Here is an 18526-nt window from a genome sequence, read left to right as displayed (position 1 = left end):
TCGTGAGCACACCCCGACGCAGCTTCGACGTCGTCGTCCTCGGCTGCGGCGCTGCAGGCCTCACCGCAGCGCTCGCCGCCCGCGCCGAGGGTGCGAGCGTCGCGGCGTTCGAGAAGTCCTCGCTCATCGGCGGCACCACCTCGATGTCAGGCGGAATCGTCTGGATGCCGAACAACCCCGCCCAGGCCGAGGCGGGAATCGCCGACAGCACCGAAGCCGGCATCGAGTACATGATGGCGCTGTCGCACGGGCTCATGGATCGCGAGATGATCGAGACCCTCGTGACGACCGGTCCCGAAGCGATCCGCTTCCTGGAGCGGACCAGTCCGCTGCGCTTCGACATCGTCACGGGATACCCCGACTACCAGCCCGAGCATCCCGGCGGCCTGCCCACCGGGGGACGATCCCTCGAATGCGAGCTCTTCCCCTTCGGGGAGCTCGGGCCGTGGGCCGACCGCGTGCGCACCCGCACCGCGGGCGCCCACATCCGCGTCAGCGAGGGGCCTCTCGGCGGCGGAACCGGACGGATCGATCCCGAGCTGATCGCAGCCCGCCGCGCCAACAACGAGCGCGGGACAGGCCAGGCGCTCGTGGCAGGCCTGCTCAAGGGACTGCTCGACCACGGTGCCACGATCGAGACCGATGCCCGGGCGACCAGGCTCCTCACCTCCGACGGCCGCGTCGTGGGCGTCGAGATCGAGACGGCCGAGGGCCTCGAGCACGTCGACGCCCGGTCGGTCATCATCGCGACGGGCGGCTTCGAATGGGATGCCGATCTCGTGCGCACGTTCCTGCGCGGCCCCATGACGACGCCGGCGAGCCCGCCGACGAACACGGGTGACGGTCTGCGCATGGCGATGCGCGTGGGTGCGGCGCTCGGCACGATGCGCGAGGCCTGGTGGGCACCCGTCTGGCAGATGCCCACGAAAGAGGGCATGGAGACCATGCTGTGCCTGCGCGAGCGGACGCTCCCTCGCTCGATCATCGTCAACAGGGACGGGCGGCGCTTCGTGAACGAAGCGGCCAACTACAACGCGCTCAGCGGCGGGTTCCACGCGTTCGACGCGACGACGTTCAACTACCCGAACCTGCCGTGCTGGCTCGTCTTCGACCAGGAGTACCTGACGCAGTACGGCTTCGGCCCGGTTCCCCCCGCCGGTGAGGCGCCCGCCTGGATCGCGTCGGGTCGGACCCCGTCCGAGCTCGCCGCCAAGATCGGAGTGGACCCGATCGGTCTCGAGCGGACGATCGCCGTGTTCAATGCGGGCGCCGAGGAGGCGACCGACCCTGCGTTCGGGCGCGGCTCGAGCGCGTACGACGGATGGAGCGGCGACCGCTCCCGGGCGGGCGCGCAGCAGACCCTCGGACCGTTGGATGCCGGGCCCTACTACGCCGTGCAGATCTTCAGCGGAGCGCTGGGCACGAAGGGCGGACCGCTGACCGACGAGGACGGCCGGGTCCTGGACGTGGACGGCCGTGTCATCGAGGGACTGCACGCGGCGGGCAACGCGATGGCGGGGGTCACGGGCATGACCTATGGCGGTGCGGGCGGGACGCTCGGCCCCGCCCTGACCTTCGGCTACCGGGCCGGACGCGCCGCTGCGGCCGTCTCGGCGCGATCGTCGTGATCGGCTGACCGCAGCTCGTCGATGGCGACGGGGGTGTCGCGCAGCATCCACGTCCCCGTCGCGACGACGCACAGCCGACCATTCGCGTCGTGGACGCGGATGTGGGGTACGCACGTGCGGCGCCCCTGCCGGAGCACCTCGACCTCGAACGAGAGCGGATCCACTCTGGCCGGCGCGAGGAAATGGACCGTCAGGTCGGCCGTCGCCGATCCGAGCCCGTCCGAGGCCGCGGTGACCCCGATGCCGCCGATGATGTCGACCGCGGCGGCGATGAGCGCACCGGAGATGTTGCCGTCCGGATTGCGCTGCGCATCGCGGGCGCGCACCTCCCCGCGCGCGCCGCGGGGACCGATCTCGGTGCAGAGGAGGCCGAGTTCGCGACTGAGCGGCAGCTCGTTGATCCACAGCCGGAACGCTTCACGGCGATCGGCGCTCATGCGTCACCGAAGCTCGGCGTACGGCGCTCCACGAATGCCGTGGTCGCCTCCGTGAAGTCGGCCGTAGACGTCATCATCACCTGGGTCCTGTTCTCGTACTCGATCATCTGATCCAGCGACGCGCCGTCGCGCGAGAGGTTCAGGAGCGACTTCGTCATACGGGTCGTGAAGGGGGCGAGCGCGCACATCTCCTCGGCGAGCGCGAGGGCGGCGGCCGTTCCGGCCCCCGCCTCGACGACGCTCGTGAGCAGCCCCAGCCGCAGAGCCTCGTCGGCGTCGATATTGCGTCCCGTGAGCAGGATGGCCGCCGCGGCCTCAAAGCCGATGATCCGCGGCAGCAGCCACGACGATCCCATGTCGCCGCCCGATGCCGCGAGCTTGACGAAGGCGGGATTGAATCGCGCGGCGGGCTCCCCGATCCGCACGTCTGCCGCGCAGGCGATCGACAAGCCGCCGCCCACGGCGAGCCCGTTGACGACGGCGATGACCGGCTGCGGGATCCGGCGGAGCTTCGTGATGAGCCGCCCGACCGCCTCCTGGAGGCCATAGGTCGCCTGAACCCGCCCGACCCCCTCGACCCACTGCTGTCCGCCCGTGACGTCGTAGAGGTCGATGCCGGCGCAGAACGCGCGCCCCTCTGCTTCGAGCACGACGACGCGCTGCTCGTAGTCGTAGAGCAGGTCGTCGAGGATGTCGTGGAAATGCCGCAGCATCCCGAACGACAGGGCGTTCAGGCTGTCCGGCCGGGTGAAGCGGAGGACCGTCACGGGCCCCTCCCGCCGGACGGCGATCGAATCGGTGTCTGGGGAGATCATGCCTGCTCCTTGGTTCGAGAGACCAGCTCCGCGCGGATATCGCGCTTGAGGAGCTTTCCGCTCATCCCGCGCGGCAGCGGCTCGGTGCGGATCTCGAGGCGCCTGGGCTGCTTGAACCGGGCGAGGCTCGACTTCGCGAAGTCGTTGAGCTGCGCGAGGTCCAGATCCGGATTCGTCGTGACGACGCACGCGACGGGAGTCTCCCCCCATTCGTCGTCGGGCACACCGACGACGGCGATCTCGACGATGTCGGGATGTGCGGCGAGGACATTCTCGATCTCGGCGGGGTAGATGTTGATCCCCCCGGAGATGATCATGTCCTTGGACCGGTCGACGATGCGGAAGTACCCGTCTTCGTCGACGGTCGCGATGTCCCCCGTGCGAAGCCAGCCATCCGAGAGAGCGGCGGCCGTGGCCTCGGGATCGTCCCAGTACTCCTTCATGACGCATGCGCCCGACAGCAGGAGCTCTCCACGCTCGCCCGGCTGCGCGGGGCGCCCGCCGTCATCGACGACCATTGCATCCTGGCCCATGAGCGCCACCCCGACCGACCCGAGACGGGCGATCGCCTCGTGAGCGGGAAGCTCCAGATTCAGACCGGTGCCCTCGGTCAGGCCGTAGGCGTTGACCATGCCGACACCGCGGGACTGATAGAGACGGATGAGGTGCTCGGGCACCATCGCGCCGCCCGACTTCATGATGCGCAGGCCGCTCAGATCGCGCTCGTCGAAGTCGGGTTCGGCGGCGAGCCGCTCCAGGACGAGCGGCACGACGCCGATGAACGAGACGCCGTTGGTCTCGATGTCGTCGAGGACGAGCCTCGGCACGAGTTCCTGGCGGATCACGATCGATCCGCCGCACGCCATGAGCGGGACGCCGAAGGAGACGCCGGCTCCGGTGAAGGCGAGCGGGACGGTGACGATCGCACGATCCTGATAGGTCAGTCCGTCGATCGTGCCGGCACTCGCCGCGACCCCCGCGAGGTTGCCCTGCGTCAGCACGGCACCGCGGGCACGGCCGGTCGTGCCGCTCGTGTAGCAGATCATCGCGGGGTCGGCCGCCGTCATCCGCTCCGAACGCTCGATCCGCCCGTGCGCGCGGAGTCCGCCCAGCGGCCGCCCGCCTGCCGGCGCCTCGCCGACGAAGAAGATCCGCGAGGCTCCGACGATGCCCTCGAGGGGTCCGAGCGCGTCGACGAAGGTCGCATCGGTCACGAGCGCGGCCAGGCCCGCGTCACCGGCGACGGCTTCCAGCTCGCTGCCCGTGAGCAGGGGGTTCAGCGGCACGAAGATGACGCCGATGCGGCTGCAGGCGAGCAGCAACTCGAAGTAGTGGGGGCTGTTCCGCATGAGGCAGCCGAGTCGGTCGCCCTTCTTCAGCCCTTCACGATGAAGTCCCGCGGCGAGCTCTCCGCATCCGTCGTTCAGCTGACCCCACGTCATCGTGAGCTGGTCCGACAGCAACGCGGGGCGATCAGCCCCGAATCGAGCCCAGAACCGCGCCCAATCACTCATCTCCGGCATATTGCTGAAACTACCAATCGGTTGGTAAGTTGTAAAGACCCGGCTCCGGCCGGATACCGATCGTCGACGAACTCGGCGAGTCGCACACATCGAAGGGCAAGAAATGACGATCAACAAAGTGATGGTGGTCGGCGGTGGCGGCCAGATGGGCAACGGCATCGGGCAGGTCGCCGCAGTCGCCGGCCTCGAGGTCACCCTCGTCGACATCCGCGAGGAGGACCTCGCCCGGGGGCTCCGCCGCATCGACCGCAGCCTGGAGCGCATGGTCCGCAAGGGCGAGCTGACCGACGTCGATGCTCAGGCGGCTCGCAGCCGCATCTCCACGAGCACCGACCTGGAAGCCGTCGCGCGCGACACCGATCACGCCGTCGAGTCGATCGTCGAGGACATCGACGCCAAGCAGGAGGTCTTCCGGCGACTGGACGCCGTGGCCCGCCCCGAGGTCATCCTCGCCTCCAACACGTCCCAGTTCGCGATCTCGAAGATCGCGAGCGCCACGGGGCGCCCCGACCGCGTCATCGGCACCCACTGGTTCAACCCGCCGCCCGTCATGCGCCTGATCGAGATCATCCGCGGCGTCGAGACGAGCGATGAGACGCTCGCCGCGATGGAGGAGCTCGCGGTGCGCTACGGCAAGGAGACCATCGTGTGCCAGAAGGACACGCAGGGCTTCCTCACCTCGCGCCTCATCATGATGCTCGCCGTCGAGGCGATGCGGATCGTCGAGGAGGGCGTCGCGACGCCCGAAGACGTCAACCGCGCCTGCCAGCTCGCGTTCAACCACGCGATGGGCCCGCTGCAGACCGCCGACATGGGCGGACTGGACACGTTCGTCAAGGCGTCGGAGGCGATGACGCACCACTACGGCGATCGCTTCCGCCCCACGCAGCAGCTGCGCGCGCTCGTCAACGCGGGCCACTACGGCTACAAGACCGGTCGCGGCTTCAGCGACTACGGCGAGGCGCAGTAATCGATGCGGGAATCCACTCCCGCGACCTCTGCGAAGGATGCGGCTCCGGCGGACCCCGGCGGAGCCGCATTCGCCACTCTCCGCGAGGTCCTGAAGCTCACTCCCCGCGACGGCACCGCCTTCACGGGCGCTCCGCTCGCGACGCAGGGACGCGTCCCCTACGGCGGCCTGCTCGTCGCCCAGGCACTGTCCGCAGCGACGCAGACCACGAGGCCCGAACTGCTGCCCCGCAGCCTCCACGCCTACTTCGTCGGAACCGGGCGCGCCGATCTTCCGGTCGACATCGAGGTCGAGGTCGTGCGCGACAGCGCCTCGTCCGCCTGGCGCTGCGTCGAAGTCCTGCAGGACGGCAACGTCATGCTCCGGGCGGAGACGACGTTCTCGATCGAGCGCGAAGGCCCCGCGCACCAGGACGTGATGCCGGCGGCGCCCCCGCCGACCGCACTGCCGAACGTCGGCGAGCAGCTGGGCGCATTCGCCGACACCTACAGGTACTGGGATCACCGCTCCGCCTTCGACCTGCGCTATGTCACGTCGCCGCCCCGGCTCTCCGCCGAGCGCGGCGAGCGCGACCCGCACTCGATGGCGTGGATGCGGGCGGGCGATGCGGGGCGGATGGATCCTCGCGAAGCCGCACCCCTGCTCGCCTTCGCCAGCGACATGTGCATGCTCGACGCGTGCCTGAAGCCGCACGGACTGTGGTTCGGCGACGGCTCGGCGAGCGGCCTGTCCCTGGACCACTCCCTGTGGTTCCACGGTCCCGCACGCGTGGACGATTGGATGCTGATGGATCTGCGGTCGCCGGCGATGCACGGCGGGCGAGGCCTGGGCATCGCCGACGTCTTCTCGCGCGACGGCCGGATCCTCTGCACGATCGCCCAGCAGGGCAGCATCCGCCCCCCTCGACACTGAACCCGCACCCGCACCCCCAAGGAGACGCCATGTCCACGCAAGAACTCGTCGACGCTTACTTCGACGCGGTGAACAATCACAAGTGGGAGGAGCTCGCGAGCCTCTTCCACCCCGATGTCACCATCCAGCACGGGATGAGCCTGACCTCGGTCGGACGCGAGAAGGCCGTCAAGCTGCTCACCGCGGTCGTCCGTCAGTTCGCGGAGCACGAGGACATCCCGGTGCGCACCCTCATCGACGGCACCGTCGCCGCGATCGAGATCCGGTTCGAGGGCACACTGCCCAACGGCACGGAAGTGGAGTTCGACGCCGTCGACTTCATCGACACGGACGGCACCCACATCACGAAGGTCGCCTCCTGGTACGACACCGCCGTCGTCGTGCCGCTCATCAAAGGCTGACCCGACCCGAGACACGACGGCCCTCGAGGCGGTGCGACTTGTTCACGCACCCCTCGGGGGCCGTTCCCGTGCGGCGCCGCCACAACGCACCGCTCCCCCCGACCCGCGACGGGCCAGGGGGAGCGGGGAACAGCGCGGTCAGGAAGGCCGGCTGGCGCTGAGCACATCGCCTCCGAACAGCGCGTCGAGGAAGGGCCCGAAGACGTCGGCCGGCTGCGCCGCCTGCCACTGGGCGAAGTCGTCGTAGGTGATCTCCGGGTCGTAGCCGAGGTCGACCACGATGTCATACCACCGCTTCATGGCGGCCTCGGAGGTGTCGACGAACGCACCCGGGTCGGCGACGCCGGTCAGGGACGTCTTGCTGGCCTCGATGATGTCGGCGTTCACCTCGGCGAGCGCGTCGCGCACGTCCTGCTCGAACACCTCGACGGTGCCGCCGTGCTCCTCGGTCGCGGTGACGAGTTCGAGGAACGCGCCCTGAACGCTGGCGATCTGGGCCTCAACGAAGACATCCAGCCGGTCGTGGAGCAGCTGGCGCGCGGGGAGCGGCAGCGACGCGAAGAGATCGTTGTTGATCACGAGCGCTCCGACGCCTCCGGAGAAGCCGGTCTCGGGTACGTACCGCGCGTTCGGGGCGATCTCGATCGTTCCCGTGATCGACGCGGTGAGCGGGTTGATGACCGTGCAGTCGATGACACCGCGCTGAAGGGCCTCGTAGATCTCGGCGAGCGACATGCTCACGCCCTGGACACCCAGTGCACCGAGCTGCTCAGCGTGCAGACGCGCACCCATGCGCGCCGTCGCACCCTGGAGCTCGGCGAGGTCGGAGCGCGGCTCGGCGCAGGTGAAGACGTCGGGGCCGAGGGAGTAGACGGGCAGGAGCGGGTACAGATCCATCCGCTCGAACTCGGAGCGGATCTCCTCCGAGGCCAGAGAGAGCTCCACCGACCAGCCCATCAGCTGCAGGTACCCCACGAGCGGCGTCTGCTGCCCCGAGATGCTCATGTCGATCAGCGCGTTGGCGGTCGGCAGCTCCTCCGGGTGGTACGCCGGGATGGTGTAAGACATGTCCAGTCGCCCATCGGCGATGGCCGCGCTCACCTCCGTAGGGGGAGCGATCGAGTAGGCGTAGTTCGTCTCGAAGGTGATCTTGCCTCCCGACCAGTCGGTGATGGCATCCTGGTACGCCTCGAAGTACTCGCTCGTCACGTTGCCGGGCGCACCCGCCGTCTGCGTGATGAGGGTGATCGGGTCGATGTCCTCGAAGGCCGCCTGGTATTCGGCCTTCGAAGCGCCGTACGGCACTCCGCCCGAACTCGGCTCCGCCGTGGACCCGCCCTCCCCACCGCCGCCGCCGCCGCAGGCGGTCAGTGCCAGTACCGACGCGACCACGATTGCGGACATCTGCACGCCCCGCGTCACTGCGGATCGGCTCGATTTCGCTGACATGTCGTTCTCCTCTTCCATGTGTGGGACCACTCGGCCTCGAACCCGACACGCCGCACGCCACGGCGGATCGTCTCCGTCGTCAGGTTCGCGGACACGATCGGCCGGAAGCGTTTCACTCATCCTCGAGTTCACTACCAACCGTTTGGTGATCGATACTCTTCCACTAAAATCCGGCGAACACTAGCCTTACTGGGCAACCATTCGTTTGATTGGCATCTTTAACTGAAGGACGACACATGAAGCTCTCCACGGCGCTCGACTACGCGGGGGACCCGCGCGTGGTCGCCGACTCCGTCCTGGCCCTCGAGGACGCCGGACTCGACACCGTGTGGGTGGCCGAGGCCTACGGGTTCGACGCACCGAGCCTGATGGGCTACCTCGCGGCGAAGACGAGCCGCGTCGAGATCGGGTCCGCGATCATCAACATCTACTCGCGCACACCCACGGCCCTCGGCCAGACGATCGCGGGCATCGACTCTGTCTCCGGCGGACGCGCGATCCTGGGGCTTGGCGCTTCCGGCCCGCAGGTCATCGAGGGATTCCACGGCGTCCCCTACGAGAAGCCGCTGACCCGCATGCGCGAGGTCGTGGAGATCATCAGGAGCACGCTGCGCCGAGAGACGGTACGCCACGAAGGACTCGTCCAGATCCCTCTCGCCCCGGGGCGGGGAACGGGCCTCGGCAAGCCCCTGAAGCTGCTCACGACGCCGGTGCGGTCCTCGGTGCCGATCTATGTCGCCGCCCTCACGAAGAAGAGCGTCGAGGCCACGGCGGAGTACGCCGACGGCTGGCTGCCCACGATGTTCGTTCCCGAACGGGCTCGTGCCGTGTGGGGCGACGCGCTGACGGAGGGCGGCCGTCGCCGCCCGAGTGACCTCGCCCCGCTCGAGGTCGTCGCCGGCGGCATCGTCGCCATCGGAGAGGACGTCAAGCAGCGACTCGACCTGGCCCGCCCGATGCTCGCCCTCTACATCGGCGGCATGGGCGCACGGAACAAGAACTTCTACAACGACCTGGTCTGCGAACTCGGCTGGGAGGCCGAGGCCAAGAAGATCCAGGACCTGTATCTGGACGGCAAGAAGCGAGAGGCCGAAGCGATGGTCCCCCTCGACCTCCTCGAGAGCCTGAACCTCGTCGGCCCCGAGAGCTACGTCAGGGAGCGCATCGCCGCATTCGAAGAGGCCGGCGTGACGAACCTCATGATCCAGCCGGTCGCCGGCGACCCGGCTGCAACCGTGCGCCGCATGCGGGAACTCGTGGACGGCGCCTGAGCGAGGACTCGCCCGGGGCTGTCGCGGCAGCCCCGGGCGAGAGTCAGTTCGAGCCGCTCGGGATCGAGTGATCCACGACCAGCGTCTTCAGCGGCGCATCCGACGTCGCCGCGTCGGGCGGGATGTTCTGGCCCTTCATCAGGGCGGACTTCACCGCCATGAAATCCACGGGGGAGTTCACGCAGTCGGCGCCGAGCAGCGTGTCGCCGCGGTAGTACATCACCGAGAACTTCGGGGCATCCTGATCGCCGCGGATCACGACACGGTCGTGCCCGACGTTGAGCCCCGCCATCTGCAGACGCAGGTCGCCCTGGTTCGACCAGAACCAGGGGACCGCCTGATACGGCTGGGGCGCGCCAAGGATCGTCGCCGCCGCCGTGCGGGCCTGCTCGATCGCGTTGTTGACGCTCTCGAGCCGCACGCGCGCCATCGCCGACCGCACGCGGTCGTAGGGGTTGGGCGCATTGGCGACATCGCCGATCGCGAGGGTGCGTCCGTCCGAGGCCACCATGAACTCGTCGACGACGATGCCGTTGTCGATCCCCAGGCCCAGCTGCGCGGCGAGGTCGGTGCGCGGCACGACGCCGATGCCGACGACCACGACATCGGCGGGAAGGATCCTGCCGTCAGCCAGCTCGACACCGCTGACGTGGCCGTCGCGCTCGTGGAAACGCACCAGGCGCGCGTCCACCTCGATGGTCATCCCGCGGCTGCGGTGAGCGTCGAGGAACCAGGAACTGGTCTCCTCGCCGACCGCCCGGCCGATGATGCGGGGCGCGGCTTCGAGCACCGTGACGCTCTTCCCGTGCTTGAGGGCGCTCGCGGCCACTTCGAGGCCGATGAATCCGCCGCCGATGACGATGACGTCCTGCGCCGTCTCCAGCGCCGCGCGCACGCGGTCCGCGTCATCCGCGTCGCGCAGCGTCAGGACTCCGTCGAGTTCGGCGCCCGGGAGCACGAGCTCCCGCGACTGCGCGCCGACGGCGATCACCAGGCGCTCGTACGGGTGCTCCGTACCGTCCTCCGTGACGACGACTCCGCCATCGCCCACGCGGCGGACCTCGACCGCGGCGGAGCCGAGGGCGAGGGTGATGCCGTGCGTCTCGTAGTAGTCGCGCTGCCGGAAGCGCAGCCCCTGCGCCTCGACGGTTCCCGCGAGGAAGTCCTTGGACAGCGGCGGTCGCTGGTAGGGCTCATGATGCGCACCGTCGATCAAGGTGATCGACTCCGTGTATCCCGCGTCGCGCAGGCTCGCGGCGACCTGGACTCCGGCCTGCGAGGCCCCGACGATGACTGTGCCGTGCCCCATGGTCACATCTGCGTCTCAGGAGTCGTCACGCGGACAACGGCCCCGTCGGGCAGGACCAGCTGGCATGACAGCCGCGAGCACTCCTCGCGGTCGACCGCGGTCGTGTCGAGCATCTCGTCCTCGAGCTCGGTGAGCGGCTCGAAGAGACCGCTGCTGGCCTCGTCGACGAACACGTGGCACGTGGAGCACGACATCGACCCGCCGCATTCGGCCACGATGGTGGACAGCCCGTTTCGCGTGGCGACCTCCATGACGGAATCGCCTGCGTCGCCCTCGAAAGTCACTTCCTCACCAGAGGCCGAGACATAGGTCACCTGTGCGGACATGGTGACGTTCCTTTCCTTCGGAAGCTGTTCGTTGCGCGAGCAGCTGTTCAAACTCCACGGATCACGATCGGGTCCAGCGCCGTTCCCGCGGCATAGACGTCGTTGAAGTACGGCACGGCTTCGGCGGTGAGGGTCGCGCTGATCTCGATCCCGCCGCCCTGAGCGGGCCGCGGCGCGGACAGGGCCGCCACGGGAAGGCGCGTATCGCCGACCGCCCCGACGAACAGCGTGGCGCCGTTCTCGTCGGCGACGAGCTCCGGCTCCGCGATGCGCAGCTGGAGCGCGCCGCCGTGCGCCCGGAAGCGCACGTCGCCCGCGAACCGGATGCGCCCCATCCCCGTGCGCGGATCGAACTGCGTCGAATCGCGCACGGGGAAGAGGAACCCCTCAGGGGTGTCCACGGCGCCGTCGGTCACCGACATCACGCCGTCGGGCATGCCTGCGACATACCGGATGAAGCTCGCCTTGATCCCCCAACGCAGGCCGCGCACGGGCGCCTCCTGGGAAGGTGGGGTCGCCATGGTCAGTCCCGTTCGAAGTCGCTCAGCGACTCGTCCTCGTAGACCTTCACGCCGGGCGTGAACGTGGCCGGGACCCGGAGGTAGCCCGTGTTCACGCCCTGAGCGGCGTAGCGCTCGGTGTGCGCGGTGTCGACCTTGTAGTCGGGCATGCGCGTGATGATCTTCTGCAGGATCGAGCGCGCCATCGGCCGCGCGAGGTGCGAACCGGCGCACCGGTGGCTGCCGACGCCGAAGGCCAGGTGACGGTTCGGGGAGCGCGTGATGTCGACCTCGTCGGGGGTGTCGCCCGCGTCGGCTCCGTCGCGGTTCGCCGAGGCCCAGGACAGCAGCGCGCGATCGCCGCGCTTCATGCTCACTCCGTGGAAGTCGACGTCTCGCGTGATCGTGCGGGAAAGCGCCTGGGTGGGGCTGAAGACCCGGAGGAACTCCTCCACGGCGTTCTGCATGCGCTCCGGGTTCTCGCGGAGCTCCGCGCGGATCTCGGGGTTCTCCGAGAGCCACACCAGCGCCTGGCCCGAGAGGGCTGCGGTGGTGCCCACGCCACCCGAGATGAGGAGCTCGATCATCGCGAAGGCCTCTTCATCGGTGAGCGGCCGGCCGTCGATCTCCTGCGTCACGATGAAGCTGATCGCGTCATCCTGCGGGTCGAGGCGACGCTCAGCGATGACGTCTTCGATCTGCTTGGTCAGGTACGGAAGCTCGACCTCGACGGCCTGCTTGTACCCCTCGCTGCCGACGGGCTCCGCCAGCACGGCCCGGTGGAACGCCGCGTGGCGCCGCCAGTCCTTCGTCGGCATGCCGAGCCACGTGATCGTGACGAGAGCGGGCACGCCGGTCAGCGTGGAGAAGTCCGCTTCACCGGACTCGATGAGCTCGTCGATGAACATGTCGACGTACTTGTCGATCATCGGCAAGAGCTTTGCAACCTGCTTGGGGGTGATCAGCTTGTTCATGATCGACCGGTACTTCTGCGACTCCGGCGGATCGAGCTCGATCGGAAGGTGGATGTGCATGGGCTTCTGGGGCAGGGTGATCGACTGCCCCGTGATGCCGAACTCCTCCAGGCGCGCGGAGCTGAAGAGGTCGTCATCGCGCGCGGCGTCGAAGACGGCGTCGTAGCCGCTCAGCACCCAGTACCCGCCCCACGCCTCGGTCCAGGCGACGGGCGCCTGCTCGCGCAGGTGGCGGTAACTGGCGACAGTATCCGCACTGTGTTCTTTCGAGTTGTGGTCGAATTCGACCACAGGCCCGCGAACCGGTCCGCTCATCGGTGTATCTCCACTTCTTCGTGTTGACGGGAACTAGCTGTGGTCCCTACCAGATTGTATCTAGCATAACATTTATCATAGTATTTCAAGACCACGGGGCCCGGGCATCGATGCGCGGGCCAGCCAACCCCAAAGGTGAGGAGCATGGCATGGACGTAAGTGTTGACCAGAAGGTATGTCAGGGTCACGGCGTGTGCCTGATGATGGCACCGGACTTGTTCGAGATCAGCGACGAGACCGGCCTCGCTTACGTGAAGAAGCAGCCGCAGACGGAGGAAGAGCGCGAGGCAGCGCGAGCAGCGCAGGGCAACTGCCCCGAACGCGCGATCCGCATCGGCGGCGAGTGATGTCCCGGGGGCCGGCCGAGCAGACCTCGCTCTTCGAGCCCCTGCGCATCGGCCCTCTCACCTTGCGCTCGCGCGTCGTGATGCCGCCCCACTCCTCCGCGATCGGAAACCTGTGGGGCAAGGAAGAAGAGGCCGAGAAGGCGCTGGCCTACCTGCGCCGACGCGCGCAGGGTGAGATCGCCTGGGCGACGATGCCCGGACGTGTCAGCAACATCCTTCCCACGGGTTTCGAGCCGCAGGGGCTCAGCGCCGTGACGACCACGCCCTTCCGCTTCGAGAACTACGTCGAGCGCACGGGCCGCTTCGTGGACGTCATGCACGAGGCCGGTTCTCTCGCCGCGACCCAGCTGACACTGAACGGCGGCTACCCGCACGCCCCGTCCGCCCGCTTCGGCCAGAAGCTGAACGCGCTCGCGCCGCACGTGCTGTCGACCACCGAGATCGACCGCTTCGTGGATGAGTACGCGCACTCGTCGGCGCAGGCCTTCCGTGCGGGGATCGACGTCCTCGAACTGCACATGAACCATGAAGACCTCACGATGCAGTTCGCCTCGGCCCAGGTCAACGGACGCACGGACGAGTACGGGGGGAGCTTCGAGAACCGGCTGCGGTTCCCGTTGCGGATCCTTCGCGCCGCGCGCGCGGCCCTCGGGGCCGAGCGCGCCCTCGGCGTGCGGTTCAACGGCGAGGACGGCATGTTCTTCAGCCGTGAAGAGGGCATCGAGATCGCTCAGCACCTCGTCGCGACCGGACTCATCGACTACGTCCACATCGTGCACGGCAACACCTGGGGCAACCCCAGCTACATCCAGCCCCACTTCTATGAGGAGGGCGCCTGGTCTCACATCGCCCGCGACTATCGCGAGGCGCTCTCGGTGCCCGTGCTGTACACGGGACTCATCTCCTCTGCGCAGCGCGCGGCGGAGATCGTCGCTGCGGGAGACGCGGATGCCGTGGGCATGGCGCGCGCGCATCTGGCCGATCCGGATGTGCTCGTCCATGCCAAGAACGGCACCTCGTCACTCACGCGGCCGTGCGTCGGCGTGAACGACTGCATCAACCGCAGATACACCGACGGCCTGCCCTTCGCCTGTGGCGTCAATCCGCACGCGGGCGACGAGGGCGTGCACGAGTGGCATCACGGCCGCTCGGCCCCGGCGACCCCCGTGACAGTGGTCGGCGGCGGTCCCGGCGGCATGGAGATCGCCGCGCTCCTCGCGGAGGCGGGGGCGAAGGTCACGCTCTTCGAGGCGGGCCCCACGCTCGGCGGCCAGCTCGCCGTCGCCGCGCATGCGCCGTCCTGGTCGCGCTATGACGGCTACCTCCGCTGGCAGCACGATCGACTGCGCCGGCTCGGCGTGGACATCCGCATGCGGAGCCGCTTCACCGAGGCCGATCTCGCTGCGATCGCCGACGGGTCGCATGTCGTCTTCGCGACAGGATCGAGCGACAACCGGACAGAGCTCGACGGCTCGACGCTCCCCCACGTGCACACGGCGTCCGAGGTGCTCACCGGCACCGCGACGCCGAGAGGAAACGTCGTGCTCATCGCGCACGAGGACCATCTGCAGCCTTTCGCCGTCGCGGAGAAGCTCGCGGTGGACGGGGCGACGGTCACGATGTTCTACCAGTCGCCCGCGCCGGGGCAGCTGCTCGGCCGCTACAGCATCGGCGCCGTGCTCGGCCGGATGGACGCGCTCGGCGTGCGCGTGGAGATCATGACCGAGGTCACCGGCATCGATCCCACCGGCGTGGACGCGCGCAACATCTTCTCGGGCAGGACGCACCGTATCGACGACGTCGACCACGTCGTCGTCGCGGCGGGAGGCGTCAGCGACGCCGCCCTGTGGCAGCAGGCCGTCGCCGAGGGTCGCGTGCGCGCGCACATCGTCGGCGACGCGTATGCCCAGCGCCGGCTCGTCAACGCCACACGCCAGGCTCTGGCCGTCGCGAAGGAGATCTGTCCGCGCACCGTGTGAACCGACGAGAGAGGGGGCAGGGAGATCACTCCCTGCCCCCTCTCTCGTCGCCGCTACTGCGGCGTGTGCTCGTCGAAGATGCCCTCGCCGAGGAGCACGTGCAGCGCGTGGATGTCGACTTCTCCGGCCAGGCCGGTCCACGTCGTCGCGCCGCGGCTCATGACGGACACGTCGTCTGCGATCCGCAGGCTCGCGTTGGCATTCTGCTCCACCATCAGCACGGCGACACCCGAGTCGGCGATCTCGCGCACGCTGCGCATGACGGTGTGGACCATCGTGGGCGCGAGGCCCATCGACGGCTCATCCATCAGAATCACGCGCGGTCGTGACATGAGAGCGCGCCCGAAAGCGAGCATCTGCTGCTCACCTCCACTCAGCAGCCCTGCCACACCGTGGCGTCGCTCCGAGAGGATCGGGAACCGCTCGTACACGGTGTCGAGGATCTCCGCCGCTTCTCGCTTAGGAGTGAGGTACCCACCGAGCCGGAGGTTCTCTTCGACTGTCAGGGGCGCGAAGATCTTGCGCCCCTCCGGGACGAGCGTGACTCCACGCCGCACAACGGCGTTCGCCGGGCGTCCGAGGAGCTCATCCCCGTCGAGGGACACCGAGCCTTCCGCCTGGCGAAGGAAGCCGGCCGCCGCACGAAGCGTGGTGGACTTTCCCGCGCCGTTCGCGCCGAGGACAAGCGACACGCGCCCGGGGGCCGCATGAAGCGATACCCCTCGCACCGCGCGCACCGCTCCATAGCTCACCTGAAGATCACGAATCTCAAGCATCGGCGCTTCCTCCCATGTACGATCTCCGGACTTCGGCGTCCTCGACCACCGACTGCGGAGGCCCCTCGGCGATCAGCTTGCCCATGTTCATCGCGAACAGGTAGTCGCACGTGTCGACCATCATCTGCACGTCATGCTCGACGAGGAACTGCGTGATCCCCTCGCCCTTCAACGCCAGCATCAGCTCGCTCACCTCATCGCGCTCCGGCCCGTTCATCCCGGCCGTGGGCTCATCCAGGAGGAGGAGCCGGGGCTGACTCACGATGGCGCGCGCAATCTCGACGCGTCGCTGGATCCCATAGGACAGGGCATCCGGATAGACCTCGGCCACTTCGTCGAGGGCGAGACGAGTGAGGACATCAGTGACGCGCTGCTCGATGACGGAGCGCGACGCCTTGCCGACCGCGTCGTGACCCAGTCGGATGTTGTCCCGAACGGTCCGGTCCTCGAGCAGGCGGACCGTCTGGAAGCTGCGCGCGATGCCGAGATGCGGGATCTTGTACGCAGGCTGGCGGTCGAACGGCACACCGTCGAAGCGCAACGACCCCCTCGTCAAGGGCACGAGCCTGCTGATCGCTCCGAACAGCGTCGACTTCCCCGACCCGTTCGCGCCGATGATCCCGTAGATCAGCCCCGGCCGCAGACGCATGGTCACGCCGTCGACGGCCTTCACGCCACCGAAGTGAACAGCGACGTCGTCGATCTCGATCAATGGAGCCTGGTCGACCTCGGAGGCCTGAGCGGCGGCGTTCTCGACAGAGTTCATGAGGGGCCTTCCGTCTTGGCGCGATGCGCTGATGCTTCCCCGGAGACCGCCCGGATGGACGGGATCGCCGACGTCTCGACTGTGGACGGCCGCCCGCGCATCCGGGACTTCCGAATCCAGGACTTGATCACCCCGAGGACGCCATCAGGCAGGAAGACTGCGGCCAGTGCGACGAGGAAGCCGTAGATGACACCCTCCCACTCGCTCACGAAGCCGAGCCACGTCGGGAGCCACACGAAGACCACCGAGCCGATGGCCACACCGACCCATGATCCCCACCCGCCGACCACGATGACGGTGAGTGCCAGGACGATCATGTGGAAGTTGATGTCCGTGGGAGCGATCGTCGTGCGACTGAGCGTCATGAGCGCTCCCGTGAGGCCTCCTACCGCGCCGGATGCGAGGAAGGCGAGGAGTCGAAAGCGCGAGGAGTTGATCCCCATCGCAGCGGCCAGGGCCGGGTCCTCACGGACCGCGTCCGCGCGACGGCCGCGACGGCCGGTCTCGAAGTACGCGACGACAGCGATGACCGCAACGGTGATGAGCGCAATCTGCGGCAGCTCAATGTCGCCGACTGCTCCGTACAGTCCTGCCGCGCCGCCGGTGAGAGTCCCGCCGTTGACGACGATCACCGCAATGATGAGGGTGAACGCGAGGGTCGCCATACCGAGGTACAGGCCATTCAGCCTGCGCACGAGGAGACCGAGCACGTACGTGCTTGCGGCGGCGACGATGACGCCCAGGGCAATGGCTGGGTAGGTCGGCCATCCGAGATGAATCATCGCGATGGCTGCGGTGTAACCGCCGATACCGAACGCACCGAAGCCCGCGAAGGAGAACATTCCTGCACGCATGGGGATCTGCAGGCTGAGAGCCAGCAGTGCCGTGGTGAAGGTCGTCTGGATGAGGACAATGTTGGCAAGGAACCAGTTCATGTTCGGCGCACTTCCTTTCGCCCGAAGAGCCCCTGTGGTCGCAGCAGCAGAATCACGAAGATGAGGCCGAAGGCCGCGGCATCCACCCAGGATCCCTGTCCGGTCACGGTCATGATGGTCTCCGCACCGGCGAGCACATACGCACCCAGAATCACGCCGCCCATGGATCCGAGGCCACCCAGCACGATGATCGCGAATGCCTTGATCAGCAGTGTGTCGCCCGATTCGGGAGAGATGGCCGAAAGATAGAAGGTGAGGAGGCCGCCGGCGAGTCCGGCCAGCGCGCCTGCCACGGCCATCGTGCCCAGCCCGAGAAGGTCGCGGTTGACGCCCATTCCCTGCGCGGTCTCAGCGTCGGTGCCGATCCCGCGGAGGGCGAGGCCCTGCTTGGAGCGACGGAGCCAGATCGTCACCCCGATGCCGATGGCCAGGCCGACGACGATGATGATGAGGCCGGTCGAGCTGACCCGCAATCCCGCGATCTCGATGACGGTCGCCTCGTACGAACTGCGGATGCCGAAGGGGGCGTTGACGGTCACCTTCTCCGCGATCGCCAGCGGAATCGCCGAGACGCCTATACCACCGATGATGACCCGCAGCTCTGCCTGGTGGTGCGATCGCGATCTCTTCACGATCGGCTGGAAGACGAGCAGCTGCGTCAGCACCGAGATGACGGCGCCGATGAGGACGGCAAGCAGGAGCGCCCCAAGCATGGGCAAAACGACCAGTTTGGACACGAGATGCACAACGAGCGCTGAGAACATGAACGTCGACCCGTAGGCGAAGTTCAGGACTCCGATGGTCCCCCAGGGCAATGCCATACCCAGGGCGAACAACAGGTAGATGGAACCCAGCGTCGCGGCGTTGAGGAGCTCCTGCATGCCACTATCTCC

19 protein-coding genes are annotated in these 18526 nt (G+C 68.1%); 7 read left to right on the top strand and 12 right to left on the bottom strand.

Features of this window, described 5'->3' with window-relative positions; all coding sequences use genetic code 11:
- The first annotated feature begins 2 nt into the window (after window positions 1-2).
- Window positions 3-1628 carry an FAD-dependent oxidoreductase gene (locus tag ACWIBS_RS09605; RefSeq protein WP_376129080.1) on the top strand — a complete coding sequence of 542 codons (1626 nt, stop codon included), beginning with the start codon at window positions 3-5 and terminating at the stop codon, window positions 1626-1628.
- Here ACWIBS_RS09605 and ACWIBS_RS09600 read toward each other — a convergent pair.
- From ACWIBS_RS09600 to ACWIBS_RS09590, 3 genes are read right to left on the bottom strand one after another with little or no spacing between them, the layout of a single operon-like run.
- Complete coding sequence (locus ACWIBS_RS09600) at window positions 1580-2065, bottom strand: PaaI family thioesterase (protein ID WP_376129081.1); 486 nt, start codon at window positions 2063-2065, stop codon at window positions 1580-1582. The two genes, ACWIBS_RS09605 and ACWIBS_RS09600, sit on opposite strands and share 49 nt — an antisense overlap.
- Entirely contained in the window at window positions 2062-2880 is an 819-nt protein-coding gene (locus ACWIBS_RS09595) for an enoyl-CoA hydratase/isomerase family protein (RefSeq protein ID WP_376129083.1), read from the bottom strand. Before ACWIBS_RS09595 ends, ACWIBS_RS09600 begins: the two co-directional genes overlap by 4 nt.
- Entirely contained in the window at window positions 2877-4394 is a 1518-nt protein-coding gene (locus ACWIBS_RS09590) for a class I adenylate-forming enzyme family protein (RefSeq protein ID WP_376129085.1), read from the bottom strand. Before ACWIBS_RS09590 ends, ACWIBS_RS09595 begins: the two co-directional genes overlap by 4 nt.
- Before the next feature lie 112 nt (window positions 4395-4506).
- Here ACWIBS_RS09590 and ACWIBS_RS09585 point away from each other — a divergent pair, with 112 nt between their 5' ends.
- From ACWIBS_RS09585 to ACWIBS_RS09575, 3 genes are read left to right on the top strand one after another with little or no spacing between them, the layout of a single operon-like run.
- On the top strand, window positions 4507-5373 hold the full coding sequence (locus ACWIBS_RS09585) for a 3-hydroxyacyl-CoA dehydrogenase family protein (protein ID WP_376129087.1): 867 nt from the start codon (window positions 4507-4509) through the stop codon (window positions 5371-5373).
- Between the two features lie 3 nt (window positions 5374-5376).
- Complete coding sequence (locus ACWIBS_RS09580) at window positions 5377-6285, top strand: acyl-CoA thioesterase (protein WP_376129089.1); 909 nt, start codon at window positions 5377-5379, stop codon at window positions 6283-6285.
- A gap of 29 nt (window positions 6286-6314) precedes the next feature.
- Complete coding sequence (locus ACWIBS_RS09575) at window positions 6315-6686, top strand: nuclear transport factor 2 family protein (RefSeq protein ID WP_376129091.1); 372 nt, start codon at window positions 6315-6317, stop codon at window positions 6684-6686.
- Between the two features lie 138 nt (window positions 6687-6824).
- Here the strand turns inward: ACWIBS_RS09575 and dctP are convergent, their stop codons facing one another.
- The gene (gene dctP / locus ACWIBS_RS09570; protein WP_454136912.1) at window positions 6825-8090 is read right to left on the bottom strand and encodes a TRAP transporter substrate-binding protein DctP; all 1266 of its coding nucleotides are present in this window, start codon (window positions 8088-8090) and stop codon (window positions 6825-6827) included.
- A gap of 281 nt (window positions 8091-8371) precedes the next feature.
- Between dctP and ACWIBS_RS09565 the strand changes: the two genes are divergently transcribed.
- Entirely contained in the window at window positions 8372-9406 is a 1035-nt protein-coding gene (locus ACWIBS_RS09565) for an LLM class F420-dependent oxidoreductase (protein ID WP_376129095.1), read from the top strand.
- A gap of 43 nt (window positions 9407-9449) precedes the next feature.
- Here the strand turns inward: ACWIBS_RS09565 and ACWIBS_RS09560 are convergent, their stop codons facing one another.
- Genes ACWIBS_RS09560 through ACWIBS_RS09545 form a run of 4 tightly spaced genes read right to left on the bottom strand, consistent with a single transcriptional unit; the run spans window position 9450 to window position 12830 of the window.
- Entirely contained in the window at window positions 9450-10715 is a 1266-nt protein-coding gene (locus ACWIBS_RS09560; RefSeq protein WP_376129096.1) for an NAD(P)/FAD-dependent oxidoreductase, read from the bottom strand.
- 2 nt (window positions 10716-10717) lie between these two features.
- Window positions 10718-11041, bottom strand: coding sequence for a 2Fe-2S iron-sulfur cluster-binding protein (locus ACWIBS_RS09555; protein ID WP_376129098.1), 324 nt, complete (start codon window positions 11039-11041; stop codon window positions 10718-10720).
- A gap of 47 nt (window positions 11042-11088) precedes the next feature.
- Window positions 11089-11532, bottom strand: a complete 444-nt coding sequence (locus ACWIBS_RS09550) for an HtaA domain-containing protein (protein ID WP_376129100.1) — start codon at window positions 11530-11532, stop codon at window positions 11089-11091.
- A gap of 32 nt (window positions 11533-11564) precedes the next feature.
- Window positions 11565-12830, bottom strand: a complete 1266-nt coding sequence (locus ACWIBS_RS09545; RefSeq protein ID WP_376129102.1) for a cytochrome P450 — start codon at window positions 12828-12830, stop codon at window positions 11565-11567.
- A gap of 149 nt (window positions 12831-12979) precedes the next feature.
- On the opposite strand from ACWIBS_RS09545, the gene ACWIBS_RS09540 reads away from it, so the two are divergent.
- Complete coding sequence (locus tag ACWIBS_RS09540) at window positions 12980-13177, top strand: ferredoxin (protein ID WP_376129104.1); 198 nt, start codon at window positions 12980-12982, stop codon at window positions 13175-13177.
- A complete protein-coding gene (locus tag ACWIBS_RS09535) occupies window positions 13177-15156 on the top strand; it encodes an oxidoreductase (RefSeq protein ID WP_376129105.1) in 1980 nt (659 codons plus the stop codon). The genes ACWIBS_RS09540 and ACWIBS_RS09535 overlap by 1 nt, the downstream gene beginning before the upstream one ends.
- Window positions 15157-15209: 53 nt before the next feature.
- On the opposite strand, the gene ACWIBS_RS09530 is transcribed toward ACWIBS_RS09535, so the two are convergent.
- From ACWIBS_RS09530 to ACWIBS_RS09515, 4 genes are read right to left on the bottom strand one after another with little or no spacing between them, the layout of a single operon-like run.
- Window positions 15210-15932, bottom strand: coding sequence for an ABC transporter ATP-binding protein (locus tag ACWIBS_RS09530; protein ID WP_376129106.1), 723 nt, complete (start codon window positions 15930-15932; stop codon window positions 15210-15212).
- Complete coding sequence (locus ACWIBS_RS09525; protein ID WP_376129107.1) at window positions 15925-16698, bottom strand: ABC transporter ATP-binding protein; 774 nt, start codon at window positions 16696-16698, stop codon at window positions 15925-15927. Before ACWIBS_RS09525 ends, ACWIBS_RS09530 begins: the two co-directional genes overlap by 8 nt.
- Entirely contained in the window at window positions 16695-17633 is a 939-nt protein-coding gene (locus tag ACWIBS_RS09520; RefSeq protein WP_376129108.1) for a branched-chain amino acid ABC transporter permease, read from the bottom strand. Before ACWIBS_RS09520 ends, ACWIBS_RS09525 begins: the two co-directional genes overlap by 4 nt.
- The gene (locus ACWIBS_RS09515) at window positions 17630-18514 is read right to left on the bottom strand and encodes a branched-chain amino acid ABC transporter permease (protein WP_376129110.1); all 885 of its coding nucleotides are present in this window, start codon (window positions 18512-18514) and stop codon (window positions 17630-17632) included. Before ACWIBS_RS09515 ends, ACWIBS_RS09520 begins: the two co-directional genes overlap by 4 nt.
- Between the last annotated feature and the right edge of the window lie 12 nt (window positions 18515-18526).

The organism is Microbacterium sp. NPDC055442, from assembly GCF_053644215.1.
Note: the sequence above shows the minus strand (reverse complement) of the source record. Positions and strands in the feature narration are given on the sequence as shown.